This is a genomic window from Bradyrhizobium diazoefficiens (assembly GCF_016616235.1).
In the GTDB taxonomy this organism is placed as follows: domain Bacteria; phylum Pseudomonadota; class Alphaproteobacteria; order Rhizobiales; family Xanthobacteraceae; genus Bradyrhizobium; species Bradyrhizobium diazoefficiens_H.
This window is the reverse complement of record NZ_CP067100.1, coordinates 3,310,976-3,336,012: the sequence shown is the minus strand read 5'-3', so window position 1 is coordinate 3,336,012 and position 25,037 is coordinate 3,310,976. Positions and strand designations below refer to the sequence as shown.

Below are 25,037 nucleotides of genomic sequence, written 5' to 3'. Positions count from 1 at the left end.
GGTGCCGGCCGGGCACCCACGGTCCACTGTGCGAGGTGGCAACAAAGAATTTGCACAGCGGCATACAGGTGAAGCCAAAACAACCGGCCTTCCCTGCGCAGTGGTTTTACGGCTTATGTCGTGCTCTCCCCGGGGAGCGATGCACTATTGCCCCCGTCGCGTTGCGGATGAGCGATGCACGGACCCGGTCGGGCCGGCACATCACCGCAACACTTGGCGCACAGACCCCGGGCGCCAGGACCACACGATTTTGCCGTACGCCGATCACACCGGTCGTGCGCGCGAGGCCTTTCGCTCACGGTTGCCCGCCCTGCGAAACCATTCCGCGCCGATGTCACCTGCGTCCACCGCCGCCCGGCCCGCGTTCGTGACGATCGCGATACGCCCCTTTTCCTTGGGCCGGGTTGCGCCGACACATACGTCATTTCCGAATTTCGGTAAAGTGGAATATTTTTGGCCACGCGGATTGCCCTACGGCTTGCGTGTTTTGCCCGACGGGCAACGCAAGCTCTCGTAGCCCGCATGGAACGCAGCGCAATCCGGGCTAGCGAACGGCTTCGGACGTAGCCCGGCGCTACGTGTGAGGCTACTCCTCGCTTGACGCCGCGGAGCGGTTGCGCAGATAGGCTTGGGACAACAGGAAGAACAATGCGCGCTCACCTTGATATTTGGCGGACGGCCGGGTGCGCTCGAAACCGTCGGCAAATACCTTGCCGGACTGGTCACACACCTGCCACCGCCAGCCAAACCGTTTGCGCTTGGTAAGGATCACTTCGAACATGCCGACGGGCTTGGTCCCCTGCTTCCGTGCCGGTCCCGCAGGCAAGGCTGCCCGACTTCCCCCTTGGACCGATGCCCGACATATAGCTTAGCAAGACGGAAAGAGAATGAAATTGATTTGTCGAGATACCTATCTTGCACCGGCTGTGACGAAGTGGCGACGCGCTTATGGAATAACCTGATGCTGCCGGTGTCACTCAACCTCTCGCCGCGCTGCTGCTAGCGCCGACAGAGCTGGAGCACTGGAGGCGGAGGCCGGTGAGCGAATGCTCACCGGCCTCCCATCACAGCATCTAACGTCCGACTCGCGCCTGGAGATGCGCGGGATACCGGTCGCCCTGCACCTCGACCTTGGCCAGCACCTCTGCAATGGCCGTGAGGTCCGCTTGCGACAGCGTCACCGCAGCTGCGCCGAGATTCTCTTCGAGCCGGTGCAGCTTGGTGGTGCCGGGAATCGGCACGATCCACGGCCTTTGCGCGAGCAACCAGGCCAGCGCGATCTGCGCCGGCGTCACCTTCTTCGCGGCCGCGATCTCGCCGAGCAGACCGATCAGCGTCTGATTGGCCTTTCGTGCGCTGGATGAGAAGCGCGGGACGATATTGCGGAAATCGCCGCTGTCGAACGTCGTGCTCTCGTTGATCGCGCCGGTCAAAAACCCCTTGCCGAGCGGACTGAAGGGAACGAAGCCGATGCCGAGTTCCTCGAGCGTCGGCAAAATTTCCTGCTCCGGCTCGCGCCACCACAGCGAATATTCACTTTGCAATGCGGCAACCGGCTGTACCGCATGCGCTCGACGGATACTCTGCGCGCTCGCCTCCGACATGCCGAAATGCAGGACCTTGCCGTCGCGGATCAACTCCTTCACCGCGCCGGCAGTGTCCTCGACCGGCACTTCGGGATCGACCCGGTGCTGGTAGAACAAATCGATGCGGTCCGTCTTCAGCCGTTTCAGTGCGGCCTCCGCCACCGCCTTGACGTTGGCGGGGGTGCTGTCGAGCCCCGCTTCGACCTTGCCGCCCTTGAAGCCGAATTTGGTAGCAATCACCACCTTGTTCCGAAATGGCGCCAGTGCTTCGCCGAGAAGCTCCTCGTTGACGAATGGCCCATAGGCCTCGGCAGTGTCGAAGAGAGTCACGCCGCGCTCGAAGGCGGTTCTGATCAGCGCGATCGCCTGCGATGTCGCGGTCGCGGGGCCGTAGCCGTAGCTCAATCCCATGCAGCCGAGGCCGAGTGCCGAGACCTCGAGGCCACTCTTGCCCAGTTGACGTGTTTGCATTGCATCTCTCCTTGAAATCAACTCAGCTGCAATTTAGGTCGCGCGCCCGCCCGGGATTAGGTGATAAAACCCACATGAACTCATGATCTGGATTCATGAATGCCCCGCGCCGATGTCAACGACCTCCTCGCCTTTTTCGCGGTCGCTCGCGAGCGCAGCTTTACCCGCGCCGCCGCGCAACTCGGCGTATCCCAATCCGCGCTCAGCCATACGGTGCGCGCGCTCGAGGAACGGCTCGGATTGCGGCTTCTCGCCCGCACGACCCGCAGCGTCGCGCCGACGGAGGCCGGCGAGCGGCTGTTGCGCAATGTCGCGCCGCGCTTCGACGAGATCGAGGCGGAGCTGTCGGCGCTGACCGCGCTGCGCGCCACACCGTCCGGCACCCTCCGCATCACCACCGGTGAGCACGCAGCGCAGACAATCCTCTGGCCTACGCTCGCAAGGCTGATGCCGCGTTATCCCGACGTCAAGATCGAGCTCGTCCTCGACAACGGACTGACCGACATCGTCGCCGAGCGCTACGACGCCGGCGTGCGTCTCGGTGAGCAGGTTGCCAAGGACATGATCGCGGTGCGGATCGGGCCGGAGATGCGCATGGCCGTCGTCGGCGCGCCTGCTTACTTCGCCGCGCGGCCGAAGCCGAAACGGCCGCACGATCTCACCGAACACAATTGCATCAACATCCGCCTGCCGACCTATGGCGGGATCTATGCCTGGGAGTTCGAGAAGCGCGGCCGGGCGATGAAGGTGCGCGTCGACGGTCAGCTCATCTTCAACAACGGCCTGTTGCGAATGAATGCGGTGCTGGCCGGCCTTGGCCTCGCCTACCTGCCGGAAGATTTGGTCAAGCGGGAGATCGCCAACGGACGGCTAATTCACGTGCTCGCCGACTGGTGCGCACCGTTCGCGGGCTATCACCTGTATTACCCGAGCCGTCGGCAGCCGACGCCGGCCTTTGCCGTGCTGGTGGAGGCGCTGCGGTATCGGAAGTGAGGGCGAACTCTGCTCTCGTGTCCCGGACGCAGCGCAGCGCTCCTTTAGCGGTGCGCTGCAGAGCCGGGGCCCATCCATCAGATAAATGTGGGGCTTCCTGGGTCCCGGCTCTGCGGAGCGGCGTTGCACGCCGCACCGCGTCCGGGACAGGAGACTACCGCGCCACCACTTCCACTTCGCCGTCGACGCCGTTCACGACGTTGAAGCCGCGCTCATAGACCTTACCCTCGTTCTTGGCGATGGCGCGGTATTCGCCTTCGGAAAGCACCACACGGGGGAAGGCGCCGATCGATTCCTTGATGACGTCGCCGCCGGGGGTCAGCACCGACCAGGCGGTGTTGGCGAGCGCCTCGCCGCCGCGGTCGCTGACGAGCTTGAGGGTGATGACGGCGGCGCGGTGGGTGATGGTGACGTCAGTGAGCTTGCCGGCCTGGACGCGGATGTCCGAGCGCACCACCGAATTGGCGTCGCCATAGTTGGAGATGATGTAATAGGTGCCCTCCGGCAGCAGCACGACGTCGCCGGCGGCGACGTTCGGCACCAGCGAGGCGCGCTCGCCGGATTCGAACTGGCTGCCCTTGTAGATCGCGAACGAGATCTGGTTCTGCGGAATGCGGCTGGTGCCGACGCGGCCTTCGATGCGCAGGCCCCCGGCGGGCAGCACGAAAGATTCGCGGTCGGTCTCCGTCTTCAGGCTGACGGTGCGCACCGCGCTGACGAGACCGAAGGCGACGTGCACGACGTAATTGCCGGGTGGCAGCACGATGTTGGGCGTCGCGTTCCGATCCTCCTTGATCAGCTTGAAGGTGCCGTTCTCGTCAGGACGATCGGCAAACACGCGCCAGACCAGGCCGCTGGTGATCGCGGCTGAGTCCTTGCCGTATTTCGCGGTCAGCGACAGCACGCCCTGGCCGGGCACGGCCGCGTTGAGCGGCGCGGGCGGCGGCACGGTCGCGACTGCGGGCGGCATGCTGGGCGTCACCGGCTGGGTCAGGGTCGGCGGCAGGCTCGGGGGTCCGGCGGCCTGTCCGGAGGGTGCCAGCTGGATGGCGTTGCCGGGGTCGGGCACCGATGCCGGGGGCACCGGGGGTGGCCGGTCGGAGAAAAGCTGCGCCTGCGCTGTGTTCTGGCCCGAAATCGCGAGGCACACGGCAACGATCAGCGCCGGCAGCAGCCTGCCGCTGCGCCGCCATCCGATGATGCCGTCACCCCCGCGTGTCATGTCACCTGCTTTTCACCGAAAACGCGGCAAATTCAAGCCTTGGTTCAAGCCTTGGAAAGCCTGGGAAATACGGACTTTGGAACCTTGTTGACGCCTGCGTGATTAGAAGAGAGGCAGGTGGCCTTCGCCACACTCCTGCCCCCCTGCTTCCCGAACGGTATAAACCATGCTCGGCCCTCGTTCTGGCGGAGCGGAGTTGCGGTGCCTAGTCTGGTATGAGGGCTGGCCGGTAGGAGAGTCTGGTGCTTGATATCTTGAAGGGCCGCAGTGCGAACGGCTCGAATGGCGACAAGGTCGGTCTCGGGACCACACGGCGCCCGATCATCGGTCTTGCCCTCGGCGGCGGCGCAGCGCGCGGCTTTGCCCATATCGGAATCCTGAGGACCCTGATCGCCAACGGCATCGTGCCTGATGTCGTGGTCGGCACCTCGATTGGTGCCGTGGTCGGGGGCGCCTATGCGGCGGGCCAGCTCGACACGCTGGAAGAGTGGGGGCGCAGCCTGCAAGGCGTGCGCAACATCCTCGGCTATCTCGACATTCGTCTCAACGGCTCCGGCCTGATCGGCGGCGAGAAGTTGGCGACCCGGCTCGAGGAGGCGATCGGCCAGACCCTGATCGAGGATCTCCCGATCAAGTTCGCCACCGTCGCGACCGAGGTCCGCACCGGCCACGAGATCTGGCTGACGCGGGGCCGCGTGGTCGATGCGATGCGCGCCTCCTATGCGCTGCCCGGCATCTTTTCGCCCGTGCTGATCGGCGACCGCTGGCTGGTGGACGGCGCGCTGGTCAATCCGGTGCCGGTCTCGGCCGCTCGCGCGCTCGGCGCCGAAATCGTCATCGCCGCAAACCTTTCCAGCGATGTCTTCACCCATTCCACCACGATCTATTCGCACGGCGCGATGCCCGCGACGATCGCACCTGTCGCCGAGGAGCCGGCCGCCAAGCGGCGCTTTCCGCGTTTCTTCTCGCCCGAGAAGACCATGAAGCGCGAGTTCTTCGGCGGCGGTGGACGTCCCGGCATCTCCTCGGTGATGGTCGACGCCTTCAACATCATGCAGGACCGCATCACCCGCGCGCGCCTCGCCGGCGATCCCCCGGATATGCTGATCATACCCCGGGTCGGCCAGTTCGGTTGGTTCGACTTCCATCGCGCCGAGGACCTGATCGCACACGGCACCCGCGCCGCCGAACGCGCGCTGGAGTCGATCCAGGAGGCGATCGAAGTGCTCGCGCCGGCCCCCGCGGGCAACGCGCCCAAAGCCGACGAGTGAGGCGGACGCGGAGGCGGGTCAGGCCGTCTTGATGTAGTCGCGCAAGGCTTCCTGCTCGGCTTCGTATTCCTGGACGCGGCGCTTGACGATGTCGCCGATCGAGATCAGGCCGACCACCTTGCCGTTGTCGATCACGGGCAGATGGCGGAACTTGCCCGTCGTCATCATCTCCATGAGCTCGGCGACGGTGTCGGTCTCCTTGCAGGTCACGACCTTGCGGGTCATGACCTCCGAGACCGGCTCCTCCAGCACGCTGGCGCCGCGCTCGCCGAGCACGCGCACGATGTCACGCTCGGACAGGATGCCCTCGAGCCGGCTCTGGTTCATCACGAGCACCGCGCCGATCTTCTTCTCGCCGAGCAGCTTGACCGCGGCAGCCAGCTTGGCGTCGGGCTCGACGCTCATGATCTGGTGGCCCTTGGCGTTGAGAATGGAACGTACCGTCATTGTCGCCTCCCTGAATCGGAGCCGTCCGCTTTGCGCGGTCCGGACTTGTTCGCGAGTCTTCAACTAACAGTTTCAGCGCCGGTTTCATGCTCGGGCGCTTTGCGAAGCATCGCCGCTAACGACGTGTGGCTCCGGAACATTCTTCTCGCAAATGATGGATGAATTCGGGCTGCGCCGCAAGCGCTGCTTCAAATGCGGTCTGAAACGTCCCGTGATGACGCATCCGCAGCATCATCGCTTCGCACGCGCGGCACGGGATCGAACAGCGCGAACAAGAGCAGGCCGGCGAAGAAGCCGCCGATATGCGCCTGCCAGGCGACGCTCGTGGTCTCGGAATCGATCCCGATCGCGCCGACGCCGAAGATGATGTTGACGCCGAACCACACCGCGAGGAAACCGACCACCCGTCCGTCGCGCAGTGCGCGCGACAGCGGCAGCGCCGGAACCTTTGCAGCGGTATCGGCATCCGAGCGGCTGAACGAGAGGAAGCTGCCGCGAACGAAGGCGAAGCGGATCGCGGCCGCCATCGCCCCCGACACCGAGGCCGAGGCGCCGATCATCGGCGCCACCGCATGCTCATGGGTGACGAGATGGGCGAGCGCGCCGGCCGCTGCCGTCACCGCCAGAAACAGGAAGAACCTGACAGCGCCAAAGCGCCGCGCCAGCGCGCTGCCGAACGGCAGCAGCCACAGCACGTTGAAGCCGAGATGGGTCAGATTGGCGTGCAGCAGCGAATAGGTGACGAAAGTGCAGACCTTGGCCCCGGCCCCGCCCGGGATCTGCAAATTGAGGAGCGAGGAATCGTAGCGCTTCGGGATGAAGCCGAAGACGTCGATGGTCCAGTTCTCCAGCTCCGGCGGCAGCAGCACCCGCAGATGGATCAGCGCCAGCAGCAGGATATAGGCGGTCAGCGCCAGCGGCAGCGTCAGGATCGGCTCGCGCGGAGCTTCCTCAGCGACGACCGGCTGAGAGTCTTGCGGAGAATGTGGCGGGGAATCCAAGGCAGCTTCGCTTTCGGGCGCGATCGGAGCGGTACCGCTTGCAGATAGTCGCCTTTGCCGGCGTTGCGCAAGTGCACAAAAGGAAAAGGCAGGGCCCTGGGAAAGCCCTGCCTATCCGTGTTGGCCTTCCGATCCCGGAGGAATGAAGGTGTATCCCCACCCCTCCCCGGCCCGCGGCCAAACTGTTTGACGCCCGTGTACAGGCCTCGCCGAGAACCTGGATGAAAGCGGCGAGGCTTGCGACAGCGGTCACCATAGCAGCGGCGGGACGCGCGCAAAGCGCGTAGTTAATTTAACGTTAACAGCGCAAAGGCGGCGTTAACGGACGCGAAAACGCCTCCACGGCATAGACGCTGCAAAGCCCCTCCTGCACAACAACAAAGGGATCGCGGGTGCACTGAAGCGGGACAGGTTTGTCCCGCGAGGTCGCACCCCGGGGCGAGCGTTCAGTCATGAAACAAAGGTCGAGCCGGGACTTCTTCGCGTATTGGGACGAGAAGCGCGGCACTGCGCGGGCCCCTGACCGGGCCGACATCGATCCGGCCGCCGTCCGCGGCCTGCTCGGCGACATTTTTGTCCTATCCTGCGAGCCCAAGCTCGGCTTCCCGTTCCGGGTCGCCGGCACACGTGTCTGCGCGCTGGCGGGAACGGACCTCAAGGACGCAAGCTTTGCGGCGCTGTTCGGCGAGGCGAGTCGCGGCGAGATCGAGGAGATCACGACCGTCGTCGCCGACGAGACGCTGGGCGCGATCGCCGGCGTCACCGCCGCGCGCGAGGACGGCAGCAAGGCGCATCTCGAGCTGCTGCTGCTCCCGTTCAACGCCCGCCCGCACACGCCCGTCAGCGTCACGGGCGTGCTCGCGCCGTTCGACGACGAATGCGGCGCGCTCGGCCCCTTCACCCTCACCTCCTGGCGCTATCTGCACCAGCCGGAGAAGCTGTTGCCGCGCGCGATCCGCAAATTGCAGATCGCCCGCGGGCTGATGGTGTATGAGGGACTGCGGTAGGCAGCTTCACGCATTACGGCATCGCCAGATGCCAGGCGCCGTTGAGAAAACCGTCGCCGGTGATGTCGCCAGGCTTGGCGTCCTTGGCGAAGGTGTAGAGCGGCTTGCCTTTGTAGGCCCACTGCCTGGAGCCGTCGTCGCGCGTAATGATGGTGTAGCCATCCGCCGCGGCGTCGCTCGGCTCCGCCTTCAGCACCGGCCAGTTCGTCGCGCATGGACCGTTGCAGGCCGACTTGCCGTCCATGTCCTTGTCGAAGGTGTAAAGCGTCATGCCCTTAGCGTCGGTGAGCACGTTGCCCTTATCAGTCTTGCCGGTCTTGGTCGGCGACGCGGCGAAGGCGGCGGGAACGATGGCGAGCGCGGCGGCGAGTGTGAGCGCAAGGCGGATCGAGGACGTCATGGGTTCTCCTGTCATGCAATTGGCTTGCATGGGTAGGACGCCGCGCGTGGCGTGGTATTCCTGAGATCGCGCTCAAGATATTTCTCGCTGCGCGCAGCCGTGCGGCGGAATAAACTGGACGGCGTGAGACGGATCGACATGAGCAAGCCGCACTGGCGCGCCAGGCTCGCATCCTATGGCGAAGCTGCGACCTGCATGCTGCGCGACCTCTCTACGACGCAACGCCCCCGGCGGCCCGGCTCACGCGGGCGTGAAGGGTCTGGCCCGAACCAGCTTCGATCAACTCCCGTCGAAAGGCTGTGCGGACCGTTCTGGTCTCGCCGAACCGAGACTGGGAGAATTTCCATGAAACTCACATTGTCGAAAGTTGCTTTGATAGCATTCGCTGCGACAGCCGCATTCAGCGCGACGAGTGCCAGCGCAGCGCAGTACCGGACCTACGGCTGTGACACCGCCTTCTTCGAAGGCTGCATGGGCTTGATCGAAGCGCCGCCGCAGGGCGGACGTCGCGTGCTTCGCATCACCAGCGACATCTCGCCCACTTACATGCGGCAGACCGATCCGCGCTACAACACGTCGCTGCGTGATGCCGGCGGCGCTGGCGGCGGTGGCGGAGGCGGCGGCGGCCGCTGAGCTCTCGCCGACTTTTCAAATGATGCCGTCGGCGCGATCCGGCGGCATCATGTCCGTTCGCGCTGACCGAAGCCGTTCAGCCCCGGTGCTTCTTCTTCGTCTTCTTTTTCCCGGCGGCGCCTTTCACGGGCCACGGCGTGACCGCAGGCTCTGCGTGGCCCGGCTTGTTCTTGTGCTTCTTTTTCTTTGCGAACGCAGGCGCATCGTCGAATCTCGGCCCGCGCTCGCCGAGCGCCTTGCCGCGCTGCTTGAATTCACGGGCATCGCGTGGGTGATCGCCCCGGCGTTCACGGTGATCGCGGTCGTCCCTTTCGCGCCGCGGCGCGTGTGACCGCTCCTCCGAAGACGCCTGCCGCAGCGGCGCATCCGCCATCGGCTCGATGCGGATGCTGTCTTCCTTGTCCGGACGCTTGATCTTGACGGAGAAGGAGTCCGCGACGCGCTCGGAAATCTCGAACTCGGTCGTGGTATCCATGATCTTGATGGCGCCGATGTCGCCCTTGTCGATGCCGCCGCGGCGGCAGATCATCGGCAATAACCAGCGCGCTTCGGCATTCTTGTTTCGTCCAATGTTGGCGCGGAACCAGACGCTGCCGTCGGTCATGCCACGTTTCGACGGCGATTTGCCCGATTTGGGCCGGGGCCTCTCGGATCGTTCATCGCCGCCCTTTGCCCGAACGTTGTCGCGACCGCGTTCGTCGCGCGGCCGGCCGCTGCGCTCGCCGGGACCGATGATGTCTTCGGGCGACGGCAGCCGCGCGCGATAGAGCCGCGCCAGTGCGGCTGCGATGTCCTCAGCCGGGCGCTCGGCGAGCAACGCCTGCGCCAGCGCCAGATCGTCGGCGGTGGTCTCCTCGGTGAACAGCACGTCCTTCATGCGCGCGTGATCGAGCTTGCGGATCTCGTCGGCCTGCGGCGCCGTGCCCCAAACCGCATCGACGCCTGCGAGATTGAGCAACAGCTCCGCGCGCCGCCGCCGCGCCGGCGGCACCAGGAGGACGCTGGTCCCCTTGCGTCCCGCGCGACCGGTGCGGCCGGAGCGATGCTGCATCACCTCGGCATCATTGGGCAGATCGGCGTGGATGACGAGGTCGAGGCTCGGCAAATCGATGCCGCGGGCGGCAACGTCGGTCGCGACGCAGACGCGGGCGCGCCCGTCGCGCAGCGACTGCAGCGCCAGCGTGCGCTCGTTCTGCGTCAATTCGCCCGACAGCGCGACCACGGAGAAGCCGCGCTCCAAAAGCGCCGCCTGCAAATGCCTGACCGCATCGCGCGTGCTGCAAAACACCAGCGCGCTCGGCGCCTCGAAGAAGCGCAGCACGTTGACGACCGCGTGCTCGACGTCGGCGGGCGCGATCCGGATGGCGCGGTACTCGATGTCGGCGTGACCGCCCTCGTCGCCGGCGACCTCGATCCGGAAGGCGTCGCGCTGATATTGCCGCGCCAGCGCCACGATGCCGCGCGGGAACGTTGCCGAGAACAGCAGGGTGCGGCGGGTCTCCGGCGTGGTCTCGAGGATGAACTCCATGTCCTCGCGAAAACCGAGATTGAGCATCTCGTCGGCCTCGTCGAGGACGACCGCGGTCAGTTCGGAGATATCGAGGCGGCCGCGGCGCAAATGATCGCAGAGCCGGCCGGGCGTGCCGACGACGATATGCGCGCCGGCCGCAAGCTCGCGCTGCTCGCGGCGCGGATCCATGCCGCCGACGCAGGAGACGACGCGCCCGCCCGCCTGGCCGTACAGCCAGGCCAGCTCGCGCTGGACCTGGAGCGCAAGCTCGCGGGTCGGCGCCACGATCAGGGCAAGCGGCGCACCGGCCTGCTCGAACCGCTCGGCATCATCGAGAAGATTTTTGGCAATCGCCAAGCCATAGGCGACGGTCTTGCCCGAGCCGGTCTGGGCCGAGACCAGAAGGTCGCGGCCATTGGCTTCGTGGGCGAGCACGGCGAGCTGGACGGGGGTCAGTGAATCATAGTTCCGCTCGGCCAAAGCTTGGGCGAGCGGCGGGGTCAGGGCCGGAACAGACACGAGATGGGAAACCTTGGTTAATTCAGGCGCGGAACGATGAACCGGCGGACCTGAGCTGGCGTGCGCGGCAATCGGCCCGGCCGCACGCTGGCGATGTGATTGGAGGCTCTTTACGCCAAGTGCTGGGAAATCACCATCCCTGTGATGCATGGCTTCTTGATAAGAGCCGCGCCTGAAGGTTGCAGCGGACTTTTGCAGCCACCTTGATTAACCTGAAGCCAACCGGCTCCAAAGGGAACGACCGCGTGACGCCTTCCGTCAAACGCGCCTGTGGCGATTGCACGCTTTGCTGCAAGGTGATGGCCATCGAGGCGTTCGCCAAGCCGGCGAGCACCTGGTGCTCGCATTGCAATCCCGGTCGCGGCTGCGCGATCTACGCCGAGCGGCCTGCCGAATGCGCGAGCTTCAGCTGTCTCTGGCTCGTCAATGACCTCCTCGACGAGCGCTGGAAGCCGAGCCGCTCAAAGCTGGTCCTGACCACGTCCGAGGACGGCGTCGAAATCCGTTGCGATCCAGGCTCTCCCAATGCCTGGCGCAAGGAGCCCTATACCAGCGAGATCCGCGCCTGGGCCGTGGAAGGCGAGAGCAGCGACATGACGGTGCTCGTGATCGCCGGCCAGCGCGTGATCCTCGTCACGCCAGATCGCGAGTTCGATCTCGGCATCGTTGGGCCGGACGAGCGGATCGTGCGGGAGCTGGAGGGCACCAAGGTGGTGGGCGCAACGGTGGTGAAGAACGGCGATTGACCGGATGCACGCCTTGTCGTGTCAGCCACGCGATCCCAAATCGTGGCCCACGAGTGTGCAAGAGGGGAGGATACATGGCCGACGGAATCTCGCTCGCCGACAAGCTCACGACGTTGCAGGACTTCTGGTCGCCGCACACGGTCACCACCTTCAACGATTGCGACGTGATGGTGGTGAAGGTGAAAGGCGAGTTCACCTGGCACAAGCACGACGACACCGACGATTTCTTTCTCGTCCTGAAGGGCCAGCTGGATATCGAATTGCGGGACCGCACCGTGACGCTCGGTCCGGGCGAGCTCTACGTCGTGCCCAGGGGTGTCGAGCATCGCCCGGTGGCACGCGAGGAGGTTCATCTCCTGCTGATCGAGCCGACCGGCACACCGAACACCGGCGACAAGGCCACCGCCGCAGCGCGCAAGCTCGCCTAAAGCGCGTTTGCGGCGGCCCTAATCCCTGGAGGTCACCAGCCTGTTGAAGCCGCCGACGAGCCTTGCCCGTGCCCGCACAACATAGTCTTTCGCTGCATGGCTCAGGGCGCGGACCATGCGCCAGGCCTCGGTGGCCTGCAGCCACTCCCTCACCTCGACGACTTTCCCGTACGCCCACGCAAACGCTGGAATCCGCATCAGCTTGTCACGGGTGAGATGGAACAGGCGCTCGACCAGCACGAGCTTGAGCAACTCGCCGATGATGAAGGTCACCGCCCCGCTCAGGATTTGGCCGGTCGCCGCGAGGTAGGCGGCCACCGGCTTGATCGGCTCGAGAATGATCACCGGCACGGAAAACAAGGCAAGCGACGGATAAGGCGGCAGCGATTTGATCCAGGCGCGCAATCGCCTGAATTCGAAATGCCGCCCGATCCAGCGCCCTATGGGCCTTGCGACGGCCATGAAGACCGCATCCACCAGGAAGTAGATGGCGGCCAGGATGTAGGTGATGGGTTTAAGGATTCGCTTCACAGCACCTCTCATGCGAAGTGAAAGCCGGAACTTGGGCCTTAGTTTCACCTCAGCATGGATAAGTCGCGGATATCAGATGGAACTTTTACGGCATCCGATTCATATCTCCGCATAGATTTCCAACAGATTGCCGTCAGGATCGCGGAAGAACAGCGTGCGATGTCCGAACGGCTGATCCGTCGGCGGCGACAGCAGCGCGACGCCGCGGCGCACGAGCTCGTCGGCACATTGATCGACCTCGGCCCTGGACACTTTGAAGGCCAGTTGCAGCGAAGCGGTCCCAGCCGGTACCGGCGCGTCAGTCGCGGTCCGGCTCGGTCTTGCCAGCGCCAACGTGTTGCTGCCGAGGCCGTATTCGATCCAGTTCGGCGAGAGGTCGCGGAGCACGGACAAGGCCAGAACGTCCTCGTAGAAGCGCCGCATCGCGGCCATGTCGCGCACGAAGATGACGGTGTAGTCGATCGCGCGGATGGCGCGGAAGGGGGAGAGCGGGGATGGTTCAGGTGTCATCTCGTTTTTCAGCCCAAACTCCGATCCCTCGCCCGCATGAGCGAAGCGATATGCGGGACACTTCATCTCACTCCACCAATTCCGGCCACGGCACGATGGTCGACTTCACCGTCTTCATCGCCATCGCATCCCTCACCGCCTGCGCGATGCCCGCTTCCGTGAACGGATAGATCGTCTGCATCTTCGCCCAAGGATATTTGCCCGCCGTGCGGTAGAGCATGTCGACGCCGAGCGGCAGGTCGTTGCCGGTGAAGCCCCAGGATCCCAGCACGTTGAGGTCCTTGGTGCAGATGCGGTGCCAGGAGGTCTCGATCGAGCCCGCATCGGTGAACTGGCCCATCTCCACATAGGTGCCGCCGTCGCGCAGCATCTCGATGCCCTCGGGGCCGGCCGAGGGGTGGCCCGAGCAGTCCATCACGAGATCGGCGCCAAAGCCGCCGACGATGTTCCGCACGCGATCGATGCGCTCGTGCGGCGATTTGAGCTCTTCGATGTTCACGGTCGCCTCCGCGCCGAATTCGCGAGCGAGCTTGAGCCGCGGCTCTTCCGGCGCGCCGACGCAGATCACGCGCCCCGCCCCCATCTCCTTTGCGGCCGCGACCGCCAGGATGCCGATCGGACCAGAGCCCTGGATCACGACCGTGTCGCCCCAGGAAAATCCGCCGGCGCGGGCCGCGCGGTTGAAGGCGCGGATGCAGGAGGTCAGCGGCTCGGACAATGCACCGAGGCGCAGCGACATGTCGTCCGGGAGCTTGTAGATCTTGGTGCCCGGCAGCATCTCGAGATCGACATAGACATATTCGGCCCAGCCGCCCCACATATGAGGTGGTTTATCGAAGCCGAGATAGCGGCCGTAATAGACCGGCGTCACGCACTTGTTAGCGGTTTGCGGGTAGTGAATGCAATAGTAGCAGCGCCCGCAGGGCATCAGCGGCGGGATCATCACCTTTGATCCGACGGTCAGCGGCTTGCTCATGAAGTCTTCAGTGAACTCGTCGCCGCATTCGACGATGATTCCGCCGAGCTCGTGGCCGAGCGTGAACGGCCACGGCAGCGGCTTCGGCCAATGTCCCTTCAGGATATGCAGGTCGGTGCCGCAGACACCGCAGGCGCCGACCTTGATCAACGCGCCCTTGCGGCCAACCTTCGGCCACGGCACGGTGCGGATGACGGGCTCCGAGCCCGGCCCTGCATGGGTGCAGACGCGGATCTGGTCCATGGGTTTTCCTCAATGTCCGTCTGTTATGATTGATCGGTGCGGGCTGCGATCAGCCTATGACAGCCTTGCGACGTTGGAAATACCTGGGCACATCGACACGCCGCAGTTGTATCCGCAGGCTGCACATGGCCACGCAAGCCTGCTTCGGACCTCCGCCGGGATCAGACCATGGAATTGCGACCACCTGCGTTGATCGTGTTCGGCGGCCTTCCCGGCACCGGGAAGACGACGGTCGCTCGCGAGCTGACACAACGGCTCGCCGCAACCTATCTCCGGATCGATACTATTGAGCAGACCTTGCGGAGTGCAGGTCTCGCAGTTGGAGTCACGGGATACGCCGTCGCGAACGCTCTTGCCGCTGAAAATCTCAAGCTTCGCCGCACCGTCATTGCCGATTGCGTAAATCCGGTGCTGGCAAGCCGGGCGGGCTGGCGGCAGACCGCCCTGCAGAACTCGGCACATATCGTCGAGATCGAGATGGTCTGTAGCGACATGGCTTTGCACCGGCGGCGCGTTGAAGGCCGAGATCCCGACATCAGCGGTCACGAACTGCCAAGCTGGGACGACGTAGCGAGGCGCCACTATGAATCCTGGGATCAGGAGCATCTGGTACTCGATTCCGCCGATGGCGCGGTTGATCGTCTCGTCGAACTGGCTGAAGCCTATGTTCGCCGTGAGATCGGTTAGGCCGTTGCCGCCGTGGAGGACACCCGGGTCCCGCTGCGCTCCTCCGGGCGCGGGACCGTGGGCTCCCACACCCAAGAGCGCTCACCAGCGACCGTATAGGGACGGATCCAGTCCTACCCAGGTGACATTGAACCCGCTTCCGCAAAATCCCATAGACGCGTCCCGGCTCGTTCGTGGCGCGTTGACGGTATTGGCCTGCTCGCCCCTGGTGTGGCTTTTCGAGCGCATTGTTTCCGTCCGTCATCGCCACGCTCGATCCTAACGCGGCATTAACCCTGTGCATCTTAGGGTCGTCCCGGACTCCGCCAGGCGGGGGGTCGGGTTGTGAAAATGGCGTTGGCGAACAAAAAATTTCTTCCGGCCGCCGAGGAACGTCGGCGTTTCCAGCGGGTGAAGGTTCACCTGCTCGGCCGCTACATGCTGCCGGACCGCCGTGAATTCCCCTGCCAGGTGATCAACATGTCGCCGGGGGGCGTCGCGCTGCTCGCGCCCGGCATCGGCAATGTCGGCGACCGCGTGGTCGCCTATCTCGACCATATCGGCCGCGTCGAGGGCAAGATCACCCGCATCATCGACAACGGCTTTGCCATGACGATCGGGGCGACGCCGCGCAAGCGCGACAAGCTCGCCGCACAGCTGACCTGGCTCGCCAACCGCGACATCCTCAATTTGCCGGAGGATCGCCGCCACGACCGTATCGTGCCGCGCAATCCGATCGCGGTGCTGACGCTCGAGGACGGCACCAAGATGACCTGCCGCATCATCGACCTGTCGCTGTCGGGCGCGGCCATTGCCGCCGAGAACCGGCCGCCGCTGAAATCGACGGTTTTGCTCGGCCGGGTCCAGGGCCGCGTGGTCCGCAACCTCGAAGACGGCTTCGCGCTCGAGTTCATGCACGAGCAGCCGGCCGAGACACTCGAAGAGAGCGTTACCGCGCGGTAAAGCGAAAGCGCGCCAAAACCACTGCTTTTCCAGCTCAAAGGCGGCCTCCGCGATGCGGACGCCGCCTTTTTCATGTGTCGTGACCGGCCTGGCGCGGGTTAATGCCGACGCACTGGCGCGCGGAAACGCCAGCTGCATCAGCGTTTCGGCGTTAATTCCTAAAATTTGAATCAATTGCAGTATTCTCGAATTTTATTCGACTTCGATTCAAGTATAGATCGAATTCGCCGACAGTTTTACTTGCATTCGTCTCGACTTGACTTGGCTGACTTAGCGGCAACGCAAAAGCTCCGCGCGCAATGTGGTCCCAACAAGAAACGGGGGCCGCAATGTTTGATTTCAGGGGACAGGGGAAGGGACTGGCGATCGCCGCCATGCTCTTCGGGATCAGCGCGACAGCGCAGGCCGGCGAAGGCCGTCTGCTCTACGCAAGCCTCGGCGACACCACGCGTGCGCCGATCGGCTGGGTCGAATTCTGTGCGGACAATGCCGCGCAGTGCCAGGGCGGGCCGACGCAGCCCCGCGACATCGTGATGTCGCAGGCGGCATGGCGCGACCTCGTCAAGGTCAATCGCTGGGTCAACGAGACCGTCAAGCCTTTGACCGACCAGGAGCACTGGGGCGTGATCGAGCGGTGGTCGCTGCCAACCGACGGCTACGGCGACTGCGAAGACTACGTGCTGTTGAAGCGCAAGATGCTGATCGATGCCGGATGGCCCCGCGAGGCCCTGCTCATCACCGTCGTGCGCGACAAGAAGGGCGAAGGACACGCGGTGCTGACGGTGAAGACCGACAAGGGCGAGTTCGTTCTCGACAATCAGAACGAGAGCGTCGTGGCCTGGACGGAGACCGGCTACCGCTTCGTCAAGCGCCAGTCGCAGAGCGATCCCAACGTCTGGGTCTCGCTCGGAGATACCAAGCCGGCGGTCTCCACCGCCAGCGCAAGAGACCAGTAGTTACGATCAGTAGGTACGAGAGAACGAGTTACGCGACCCGGTCACATCCCCACCCCTCCCCGTCCCAGACCGGTTCGCGCGCGGCCAGGCTTCCCCCAAAGCCTGGCCGCAACTTCTTTGGGGATTGCCGCTCACTCCGCGGCTTCAACGTCGGCGGGTCTATCGGCCGCGCCCAGCGGCGAAATCGCCGGACCGTTGAGCGCTGTGCCGTCGGGCGCGAACTGCGAACCGTGACACGGACAATCCCAACACTGCTCCAGCGCATTCCAGTGCACGACGCAGCCGAGATGGGTGCAGCTCGCCGAGTGCAGATGCAGACGCCCGTTACGGTCCCGGCAAGCCGCAATCTTCTTCAGGCCGCTGCGGACAAGGCGCCCCTCGCCGGGGCGCAGCCGCTCGACGCTCGCAATCTCGCTCGCCGCAAGATACTCCGCAAAATTCTTCAGCGGCGTGATGTTCTCGCTGATGAACTCGCCGATGTTCTTCTGGATCTTCCGTGACGCCGCGTAGATATCTTCCCACGGGCTCGCGCCCGTCGTGATCAGATCCGTCACCAACAGGCCGGCGACAAGGCCGTTCGTGATCCCCTGCCCGGAATCGCCGCTGACGATGAAGACATGCTCCTCGTCGGGGCTGCGGCCGATGAACCCGGCAAAATCGACCGGCTCCAGCACCTGGCCGGACCATCGATGAGTGACCTCGCGCAGACCGGGCAACCGCTCCCGCGCCCAGCGCTCGAGCGCATCGAGGCGCTGTGAGCCATCGTTCGCTTCACCCGACTTGTGATCTTCCCCGCCGATGATCACGATATCCTCGTCGGTGGAGAGCGGCTGGAGCCGGACATAATGATAGGGATCGAGCGTATCCCAATAGAGCGCATCCTTCAGCGCGCCGGCCGCGATCCTGGCGGCAAGCGCATAAGTGCGGTAAGGCGCCTGCTTGGTGTGGATCGCCACCTGCACATTGACGGGCGAGTTGGTCGCGACCACCACGTCGGCGGCGTGGACCTCGTGACCTGAGGTAGTCGTCACGACCATGTCGCCATGGCGCTGACGGATGCTCTCGACACAGGTATCGGCGTAAAGCCGCGCCCCCCGACGCTGGAGTGCGCTCGCGAGCCCAGCGAGATATCTGGTCGGGTGTAGCCGCGCCTGCCGGGCAAAGCGCAACGAACGCACGGCGTCCGCGGAGTGGAACGGGGTCGGCTCGACGCAATTCTCGATGGGAATCCCGAGCTTGCGGCAGCAATCCAATTCCTTGTCGAGCTCGGACGTGGGCGTTTCGGGCGCCAGCACCCAGTAACCGTCGACGCGTTGAAAATCGCAATCGATGTGCTCGGTAGCCTGGATGGCTTCGGCCCGATCGATCGCGTCGGCGACGCTCTGATAGTAGCGCCGCGCACAGTCAAAGCCGCGTACCCGCACCAGCGCCTCGTAGCCGTCGTCCAGTGCGGTGGCGAGGTGCGCGGTCGTGCGCGCCGTCATGCCGCTGCCGATGCCGCCGCGGTCCAGCACCACGACCGAGCGTCCATGACTGGCGAGCTCATAGCCGATCGATAGCCCGGCAATTCCAGAACCGACGACGGCGACGTCCGTGCCGATCGTCCCGGATAGCGCCGGCGCATCGGCAACCGGAACATCCATCCAGAGCGATCGGGTGTGCTCGTCCCGTACGTTCATGACAATGCTCCTCGACCAACCAAACGGCGCGGCAGGAAGAGAGTTCCTATCCGGCCTGCCGAGCGAGACGCATTGCAAAAGTCGGGTTTGGGAAAGCGAGACCCGATCAGCCCTGCTCGGCCTGCCGCGACCACGGCACCCGCGCGGCGGCGAAATCGCGCCACGTGCTCTGCAGGGCGGGCTGCACCCCGACCGAGGCGCGCGCCTGCCAGCCAGCGATCGCAGCGGCCGCGATGGCGCTGTCGGGGGCTTCGCCACCGAGCTCATCGAGCAGTGAAGCCGTAACGGCCATGTCGTTGAAGGCGCCGAGCTCTTCTTGCAGGCCGGCGAGCCGGCGCGAGTAGCGTTTCGCGGATTTGCGATCGGCAAACAGCGGCAGCAGGAACTCGCTGAGATAGCGCAGCCGCTTGGCCGCGAGCCGCACCCGATGCACCTGCTCGGCGGACAGCGACTTGAAGCGGCGGCCGCGCTTGAGCACCTTGGCGTGCTGCTCCGACAGGATGCGCTCGGCGAAATTGACGGCGGGCTCGGCGAGCTGGCCGAGATCTTCGGCGGCGACGTCGTTGCGCCAGCCCCGCGTCTCGATCCAGCCGCCGAGGCCGATCAGGAACACCGCGCAGCGGCGATCGCCAAGCGCGCGATGCGCCTTGCGATAGGCCTCGGACTGACGCCTGGCCGCGGCCCGGCCCAGCGTGTCGAAACCGGCGACCGCAGGACAGGCTGACGCAATCATCGGCAAGGTCTCGAGCTGGAACACGTCCCAGTCGCGCGCAGCCGACAGGTCCTGCGCCAGCCATTTGGCTTCCGACCGCAGCGCATCGAGATTGCTGAGCGCGCCGACCGATCGCATCAGGTCGAGCGCCGAGCGAAGCCGGCGCAGCGAGACGCGCAGCTGATGCACGCCTTCCGGATTGCGGCCATCCTCGGCCGCCGGCAGCGATTGCAGCAGATGGTGGAGGCAGGAGCGCAAGATCGTCTCGAAGGCTTCGTCGAGCGTGACCGACGCATCGAGCTGAAGCTTGCGCGGCCGGCGTGCCGCCGGCGGCTTGTCAGCGGCGAGATCGAAGCCGCGCGCCGATTTGCTGCGGATCGACGGCTTCACCGCCCCGTGCTCGGCAAGGCGCAGCGCAATCTCGTAGATCGCGCCGGCGCTGCCGCTCTTCAGTTCAAGTTCGATCTCGCTCACCGGCAGCGACCGCTCGCCGGCCGTGAGCTCGCCCTGGTCGAAAGCGATCTCGACCGTGCCCGACGGCAGGTCGATCATCCGCGCATGCCGATGGATGTCCGCGGTGAAAACCGCTTCGAGCGGCTGCGTCTCGAGGTGTTCGCGAAGCTTCTCCGGAATGAACGGCATCGCCAGGGCGAGATCGGGCGCAAGCGAGGGAACGCTCGCCTCCCACTCGCCGCGGCGCAGCGGATCGTCGACGGCCTCGGTCTTCACGGTCTGCACGAAGCGCGCGCCGCTCTGGCGCACGCGCAGGCTGAGGCCGCTGTTGCGAAGCGCGCGGTCGGCCGTGTCGTAGTAGACGGATTTCAGATGCTTGCGCGTGCCCTTGCTGCGCGCATTGGCAGCGATGACCGGCGCAGCATTGAAATGCGCCATGCGCTCGGCATCGACGAGAAGCTTCAGCTCGATTTCACCGGCGGGACGCCCCGCAGGGTTCGGCTCTGGCGCAGCCGTCGTGCTTTCCGATGGCGTCTGATCGATCACAGCGCCCTCGACGATCGCAGGTGCCGCAGCGGGCCCAGCAGGATCAATTTGCCTGAGGAAGCCGGCAACGACGTGCGTTCTCTTACTGTCCTTTGGGACAGGATTCCCATCCGGCGCGCTCGTGGTCTTGCGAGCCGGCGTAGCGTCTGATTTTAGCATTTCCGGTGACATGACAATTCGATGACAGAGCCAGCATATAGCCGGTCGGGCCCGCAAGGAATAGGAACGTTAGGTCGCAACGCATCATCGTCCACACGATGCTGCGGGCGCGAAAATCAGGCGCGGACTGTCATAATTCGGCTTGGCATCACCAATTAAATTGCCGCAGCGTACAGTAAGTGACCGAGTCGCCGGCGAATCTCGTCGGTCGCCAAATCGAGATGAACGCGTGACGAGCTCATGCTAGCCGAGAAATTCTTTCTGGTTCTGGAGACGCTTAGGAGTCACGCCTCGGACGATGGGCCCGAGATCGTGACAGGCCCGGCGAGGCCGCCGGCAGTTCCGGAGATTGCGTCCGCCTCGCGGCGCAAAAAGCCGGCACCTGAGGATCGCGACTAGTCGGCTCCAAGGCCGCAAGGCCGCGCCACGCGCACAGCGCGTCAGTGCGCGAGGCTGTTCTTGTAGATCCTGCCGCCCTTCATGATCACGACAAAATTCTCCGCGGGATCTTCGACGAGCGCGATGTTGTCGAGCGGATTACCGTCAACGAGGAGCAGGTCGGCAAGCGCGCCCTCCTCCACCACACCGAGCTTGCCGGGATAGGGATTGCGCGGGCCCGAGAGGTTCAACAGCTCCGCATTGGTCGACGTCGCCATGGTCAGTGCTTCGGCCGGCGTGTACCAGCGCGTCAGCGCGGCAAGCATCGAGCCCTGCCTGTCCGCCAGCGCCTTCGAGAACAGGATGTCGGTGCCGAAGGCAGTCTTGAGATGGTATTTTTTTGCGAGTGCATAAACGCGATCGGTGCCGGCAACCACCTGCCGCATCTTGTCCTCCTCCGCAGGTCCCAATGCGGCGGCGCCGGAGAGATCGAGGAACGGCTGCGTGCTGAGCCAGATGCCTTTCTCCGCCATCAACCGCGCACTCTCCTCGTCCATGAGATGGCCATGTTCGATGCATCTCACGCCGGCCGCGATCGAGCGCTGGATCGCGGCCGGCGTGTAGGCGTGCGTGGCCACGTAAGTACCCCAATTGTCGGCGGCTTCCACCGCCGCGCGCAGCTCGGGCTCGGTGAAGGTGGAGACGTCGAGCGGGCTGAATGGCGATGCGACGCCGCCGCCTGCCGTGAGCTTGACCTGTGAGGCACCCTGCATCAACTGCTCGCGCGCCCGCACGCGGACCTCGTCCGGACTGTCGGCGACCATGCTGCCGCCGATCCGCTCCATGCGGCTGAGCATGCCGCCGATCGTGCGCGGCAGATCGGACAGCTGGCGGAAATCGCCATGGCCACCGGTGATCGTGATCATGGCGCCGGATGGATAGATGCGAGGACCTGCGACGAGATCCTCGTCGATGGCCTGCTTGAGGCCGAAGCTCGGCCCGCCCATGTCGCGCACCGTCGTGAAGCCGCGCATCAGCGTCGCGGTCGCCTCGCTCGCGGCGAGCAAATTGTTGTAGCCGATGTCACCGGCGAGCGCGGCCATCGGCGTCGGGCGCACCAGCATCGCGTGCCAATGCGCATCGATCAGGCCCGGCATCAGCACGCGGCCACCGCCCTCGATCACCTGGGCGATCACCTGGGCGGTGGCTGCCGGGTCCGCGATCGATATCTTCTCGATCTTGCCGTTCCTGACGAGGACGTTGGACGCGCCGGAGAGCGCAGCGTTGCTTCCGTCAAAAATTCTGACGTTGCGGAACAGGACGACGGAGTCCTGCTGGCCCGGCGCGGGCGATGCGCTACAGAGAAGCGCCGCAAGCAGCGCGGCGATGCCGGCCCGCGCCTTCGACATGATCAGTCTCCGCCGGTGTGCCGTTACGCAGTTGCCGCCGTCGGCCGCCAGGCGAAGGTCAGCCATCCGATACCGTGGGACAGCAGATCGATGCCGAGCAGCATGCCGAGCACCCAGAGCCCGGTCATCGGAAAGCCCGTGAGGATGACGAACCCCGCGAGCACGCCGAACAGGCCGGACGCGAGCATGATCCCGCCGCCTAGCCGCCATCGGCCGAAGCCGATCAGCATTCGCACCACGCCGGAGATCAGCAGCGCGAGGCCAAGCACATAGGTCAATAGCAGCGCGCCGGTCACCGGCTGGCTGACCAGAATGATGCCAAAGGCGATGTAGAGAATGCCAAGCACCATTTGCCAGGCGAAGCCGCCCCAGCCCTTGGTCCAGAACGCATGGAAGATCTCGAACGCGCCGGTGGCGATGGCCATCCAGCCGATGAAGAGCGCGCTGACCATAGTGAAGAACGCAACGTCGCCCAGCACCATGAGTCCCGCAAACACCATGAAGAGACCGAGCAGCACGCAGACCCAGCGGGACGGTTGCGGCAGGCCGGTTGCGCCCATCGGCGCGCTGTGATCGTAAGTCGTCATGTCGTCCTCCTTCGGTTATCTCCAGCGCCAGCCGCAATGGCGGCGGCCGCGATGCCACCAGCACTCCCAGCGCCGGCGCCGCCGGTGCACCGGCGGACGCGGCCGGGGCCGCGGGCGATGGACCGGAGCCGGCCGTCGACGGGCAACCTGTGCATAGGCGCGAGACGCGGGTTCAATTCTGGGCGGCGCGGGCTGATCGAGGGGCGACGGATCCGACAAGGCCGCGGCAGCCTGCGTCCACACGCCCACACCGGCACCGGCGAGGATCACGCCCCCGAATAATGCGCGTAGCGCGCCGCGGCGATCCATCTCGCTCATGAGGTTCTCCTTCCAAATCTCCTGCCAAATCCCCTGGCCGTTGCTTTCAGCTCAGGTCTTTGCAGCGGACTCATCGCCGGGAATCTCGCCCGGCAGATAGTTCGGCAGCCGTCCCGCCGGAATGATCGCGATCAGCGCGAGGCCCGCCATGATCAGAAGGCCGATCTTGAGCGCTCGCAGCCGCGCCTCGGTATTCACCCGCACCGCCTCCGCGACCTGCTCCGGCGTGCCGCTCGTACGTTCGAGCACGCTGCGCAGGCGGTCGTTGCTGACGAAGGTGATGTTGTCGAGATCGACCTGGGCCTGAAGCTCCGGCGTCAGCACCGGGCTCGCCGTGATCTTGCCGAGTGCGATGGTGCTGAGCAGGCCCACCAGCAGAGCTCCCGCCACGGCTGTCCCGAGCGCCGCGGCGAGATTCTGCGTCGTGCCGCGCAGCGAGCCGACGTCGCCGGCAAGCGCCTTCGGCGAGGCCGTCACCAGCACGTTGAACAGCAACGTCACCAGCGAGCCCTGGCCTATGCCAAACAGCACCAGCCCGAGCAGGACGGGGACCTCGCTCCAGTCGTTGCGCACGACAAAGGCGAGCCATACCAGCGCGATGGTGCAGCATGCAAAGCCGTAGCGGCCGATCTGACGCGGCGTCAACCGCTCATAGACATTCACGATCAGCATCGCAGAGAAGAAGACCGTGAGATTGAACGGCATCATGGCGATCGCGGTCGCAATCGGCGAGCGCCCCTGCACGATCTGGATGTAGAGCGGCACCGTGAAGTTCAGAGCCGCCTCGAGCGCCACGACTGCAAACAGTGCAAAGACCGCGCAGCGTTCTTCCGGCGAGTCGATCACCTCGAGTGCCAGCAGCGGTGTCTTGCCTGCGGCCTGGCGCCGGTGCGTCCACATCAGGAAGCCCTGGCCCAGCACGATGCCGAGGACGATCATGATCGGCGCAGGCGAGAGACCGACGAGATCGAAGGGTGCATTGGAGGTCGCGACCGCGAGGCCCCAGCCATTGAGATTGTTGAAGCCGAAGCTGATCAGGATGACCGCGCTTGCGGCAAGAGCCACGCCGACGAGATCGATCTGCACATCAGGCCGGCCGCGATCCGGCTTCAGGCGGAAGCTCATCAGGAAGACGATGGCGGAGGCCGCAATCAGGATACCGAACGCCGGACGCCAGCCAATATAAGTGCCGAGCACGCCGCCGATGACGAAGGCCAGCACGCCGGCGGCCGCGCGTGCCGAGCCGAGCGCGCCCAGCGCGGTCGCCTGCTGCCGGCCGGCATAGTTTTCCGCAATCAGCGCAACCAACGAGGGAACGATCACCGATCCTGCCGCGCCACACAGCGCCTGCGCCGCGATCATGACCGTCGCCGTCGGGCTGAACGTCATCATGAGTTGGGAGACGAAGAAGAGCACGACCGCACCGCGGAACACCTGCAACGCGCCGAAACGCTGGGCGAGCTTGGCGCCGAGCATCACGAAACCCGCGACCAGCATGGAGTACGCGACGATCCCCGTCGCAACCGTGGTCGGCGCCACGCCGAAACTCGCGACCATGCCGCCCATTGCGACCGGCAGCGAGGCCACGTTGAACGACATGATCATCTGGCCGAGCGCGATCGCGATCATGGGAATCCACGATGCGCGTTCGTCCTGGTGAATGCCGCCGATCGAGATTGTCTGCGTGGCCATGGCGTCCTCCGGCTTCATCGGTGTT

24 protein-coding genes are annotated in these 25,037 nt (G+C 65.1%); 9 read left to right on the top strand and 15 right to left on the bottom strand.

Translation table 11 applies throughout. The annotated features are described in order from the left end of the window. Positions 1-586: 586 nt before the first annotated feature. A complete protein-coding gene (locus tag JJB99_RS15760; protein WP_200499605.1) occupies positions 587-781 on the bottom strand; it encodes a hypothetical protein in 195 nt (64 codons plus the stop codon). Between the two features lie 292 nt (positions 782-1,073). Next, complete coding sequence (locus JJB99_RS15755; RefSeq protein ID WP_200499604.1) at positions 1,074-2,057, bottom strand: aldo/keto reductase; 984 nt, start codon at positions 2,055-2,057, stop codon at positions 1,074-1,076. Positions 2,058-2,156: 99 nt separating this feature from the next. Here JJB99_RS15755 and JJB99_RS15750 point away from each other — a divergent pair, with 99 nt between their 5' ends. Then, a complete protein-coding gene (locus JJB99_RS15750; protein WP_200499603.1) occupies positions 2,157-3,050 on the top strand; it encodes a LysR family transcriptional regulator in 894 nt (297 codons plus the stop codon). A gap of 154 nt (positions 3,051-3,204) precedes the next feature. Here the strand turns inward: JJB99_RS15750 and JJB99_RS15745 are convergent, their stop codons facing one another. Beyond that, the gene (locus JJB99_RS15745) at positions 3,205-4,272 is read right to left on the bottom strand and encodes a hypothetical protein (RefSeq protein ID WP_200499602.1); all 1,068 of its coding nucleotides are present in this window, start codon (positions 4,270-4,272) and stop codon (positions 3,205-3,207) included. 242 nt (positions 4,273-4,514) lie between these two features. On the opposite strand from JJB99_RS15745, the gene JJB99_RS15740 reads away from it, so the two are divergent. Next, complete coding sequence (locus JJB99_RS15740; RefSeq protein ID WP_200499601.1) at positions 4,515-5,543, top strand: patatin-like phospholipase family protein; 1,029 nt, start codon at positions 4,515-4,517, stop codon at positions 5,541-5,543. Between the two features lie 18 nt (positions 5,544-5,561). Here the strand turns inward: JJB99_RS15740 and JJB99_RS15735 are convergent, their stop codons facing one another. Both JJB99_RS15735 and JJB99_RS15730 read right to left on the bottom strand, forming a co-directional pair. Continuing rightward, a complete protein-coding gene (locus JJB99_RS15735; protein ID WP_200499600.1) occupies positions 5,562-5,990 on the bottom strand; it encodes a CBS domain-containing protein in 429 nt (142 codons plus the stop codon). Between the two features lie 188 nt (positions 5,991-6,178). Further along, the gene (locus tag JJB99_RS15730) at positions 6,179-6,991 is read right to left on the bottom strand and encodes a rhomboid family intramembrane serine protease (RefSeq protein ID WP_200499599.1); all 813 of its coding nucleotides are present in this window, start codon (positions 6,989-6,991) and stop codon (positions 6,179-6,181) included. Positions 6,992-7,443: 452 nt separating this feature from the next. Between JJB99_RS15730 and JJB99_RS15725 the strand changes: the two genes are divergently transcribed. Next, entirely contained in the window at positions 7,444-7,998 is a 555-nt protein-coding gene (locus tag JJB99_RS15725) for a PAS domain-containing protein (protein ID WP_200499598.1), read from the top strand. A 13-nt stretch (positions 7,999-8,011) separates the two neighbouring features. Here the strand turns inward: JJB99_RS15725 and JJB99_RS15720 are convergent, their stop codons facing one another. Further along, entirely contained in the window at positions 8,012-8,398 is a 387-nt protein-coding gene (locus tag JJB99_RS15720; protein ID WP_200499597.1) for a COG4315 family predicted lipoprotein, read from the bottom strand. Between the two features lie 345 nt (positions 8,399-8,743). On the opposite strand from JJB99_RS15720, the gene JJB99_RS15715 reads away from it, so the two are divergent. Beyond that, a complete protein-coding gene (locus JJB99_RS15715) occupies positions 8,744-9,031 on the top strand; it encodes a hypothetical protein (protein ID WP_200499596.1) in 288 nt (95 codons plus the stop codon). Positions 9,032-9,107: 76 nt separating this feature from the next. Here JJB99_RS15715 and JJB99_RS15710 read toward each other — a convergent pair whose 3' ends face one another. After that, positions 9,108-11,060, bottom strand: coding sequence for a DEAD/DEAH box helicase (locus tag JJB99_RS15710; protein WP_200499595.1), 1,953 nt, complete (start codon positions 11,058-11,060; stop codon positions 9,108-9,110). Between the two features lie 245 nt (positions 11,061-11,305). Here JJB99_RS15710 and JJB99_RS15705 point away from each other — a divergent pair, with 245 nt between their 5' ends. Next, a complete protein-coding gene (locus tag JJB99_RS15705; protein ID WP_246775261.1) occupies positions 11,306-11,806 on the top strand; it encodes a hypothetical protein in 501 nt (166 codons plus the stop codon). Positions 11,807-11,880: 74 nt separating this feature from the next. Then, a complete protein-coding gene (locus tag JJB99_RS15700; RefSeq protein WP_200499594.1) occupies positions 11,881-12,234 on the top strand; it encodes a cupin domain-containing protein in 354 nt (117 codons plus the stop codon). An 18-nt stretch (positions 12,235-12,252) separates the two neighbouring features. On the opposite strand, the gene JJB99_RS15695 is transcribed toward JJB99_RS15700, so the two are convergent. From JJB99_RS15695 to JJB99_RS15685, 3 genes are all read right to left on the bottom strand, one after another. After that, positions 12,253-12,765 carry a hypothetical protein gene (locus tag JJB99_RS15695; RefSeq protein WP_200499593.1) on the bottom strand — a complete coding sequence of 171 codons (513 nt, stop codon included), beginning with the start codon at positions 12,763-12,765 and terminating at the stop codon, positions 12,253-12,255. Positions 12,766-12,864: 99 nt separating this feature from the next. After that, complete coding sequence (locus tag JJB99_RS15690; protein WP_200499592.1) at positions 12,865-13,275, bottom strand: VOC family protein; 411 nt, start codon at positions 13,273-13,275, stop codon at positions 12,865-12,867. A 67-nt stretch (positions 13,276-13,342) separates the two neighbouring features. After that, positions 13,343-14,494 carry a zinc-binding dehydrogenase gene (locus JJB99_RS15685; RefSeq protein WP_200499591.1) on the bottom strand — a complete coding sequence of 384 codons (1,152 nt, stop codon included), beginning with the start codon at positions 14,492-14,494 and terminating at the stop codon, positions 13,343-13,345. A 195-nt stretch (positions 14,495-14,689) separates the two neighbouring features. Between JJB99_RS15685 and JJB99_RS15680 the strand changes: the two genes are divergently transcribed. The 3 genes from JJB99_RS15680 to JJB99_RS15670 all read left to right on the top strand — a co-directional run bounded on the left by JJB99_RS15680 (position 14,690) and on the right by JJB99_RS15670 (position 17,079). Beyond that, on the top strand, positions 14,690-15,181 hold the full coding sequence (locus JJB99_RS15680) for an AAA family ATPase (RefSeq protein WP_246775308.1): 492 nt from the start codon (positions 14,690-14,692) through the stop codon (positions 15,179-15,181). 330 nt (positions 15,182-15,511) lie between these two features. Continuing rightward, positions 15,512-16,123 (top strand): PilZ domain-containing protein, encoded by a 612-nt coding sequence (locus tag JJB99_RS15675; RefSeq protein WP_200499589.1) that lies wholly within the window; start codon positions 15,512-15,514, stop codon positions 16,121-16,123. Positions 16,124-16,452: 329 nt separating this feature from the next. After that, positions 16,453-17,079 (top strand): transglutaminase-like cysteine peptidase, encoded by a 627-nt coding sequence (locus JJB99_RS15670; RefSeq protein WP_200499588.1) that lies wholly within the window; start codon positions 16,453-16,455, stop codon positions 17,077-17,079. A 131-nt stretch (positions 17,080-17,210) separates the two neighbouring features. On the opposite strand, the gene JJB99_RS15665 is transcribed toward JJB99_RS15670, so the two are convergent. The 5 genes from JJB99_RS15665 to JJB99_RS15645 form a co-directional block, all read right to left on the bottom strand. After that, entirely contained in the window at positions 17,211-18,758 is a 1,548-nt protein-coding gene (locus JJB99_RS15665; RefSeq protein ID WP_200499587.1) for an FAD-dependent oxidoreductase, read from the bottom strand. Positions 18,759-18,864: 106 nt separating this feature from the next. Continuing rightward, a complete protein-coding gene (locus tag JJB99_RS15660; protein ID WP_200500177.1) occupies positions 18,865-20,628 on the bottom strand; it encodes a CYTH and CHAD domain-containing protein in 1,764 nt (587 codons plus the stop codon). A 440-nt stretch (positions 20,629-21,068) separates the two neighbouring features. Then, the gene (locus JJB99_RS15655; protein WP_200499586.1) at positions 21,069-22,415 is read right to left on the bottom strand and encodes a metal-dependent hydrolase family protein; all 1,347 of its coding nucleotides are present in this window, start codon (positions 22,413-22,415) and stop codon (positions 21,069-21,071) included. A 23-nt stretch (positions 22,416-22,438) separates the two neighbouring features. Beyond that, positions 22,439-23,002 (bottom strand): HdeD family acid-resistance protein, encoded by a 564-nt coding sequence (locus JJB99_RS15650; RefSeq protein WP_200499585.1) that lies wholly within the window; start codon positions 23,000-23,002, stop codon positions 22,439-22,441. Between the two features lie 369 nt (positions 23,003-23,371). Then, positions 23,372-25,012 carry an MFS transporter gene (locus JJB99_RS15645; RefSeq protein ID WP_246775260.1) on the bottom strand — a complete coding sequence of 547 codons (1,641 nt, stop codon included), beginning with the start codon at positions 25,010-25,012 and terminating at the stop codon, positions 23,372-23,374. Positions 25,013-25,037 lie beyond the last annotated feature (25 nt).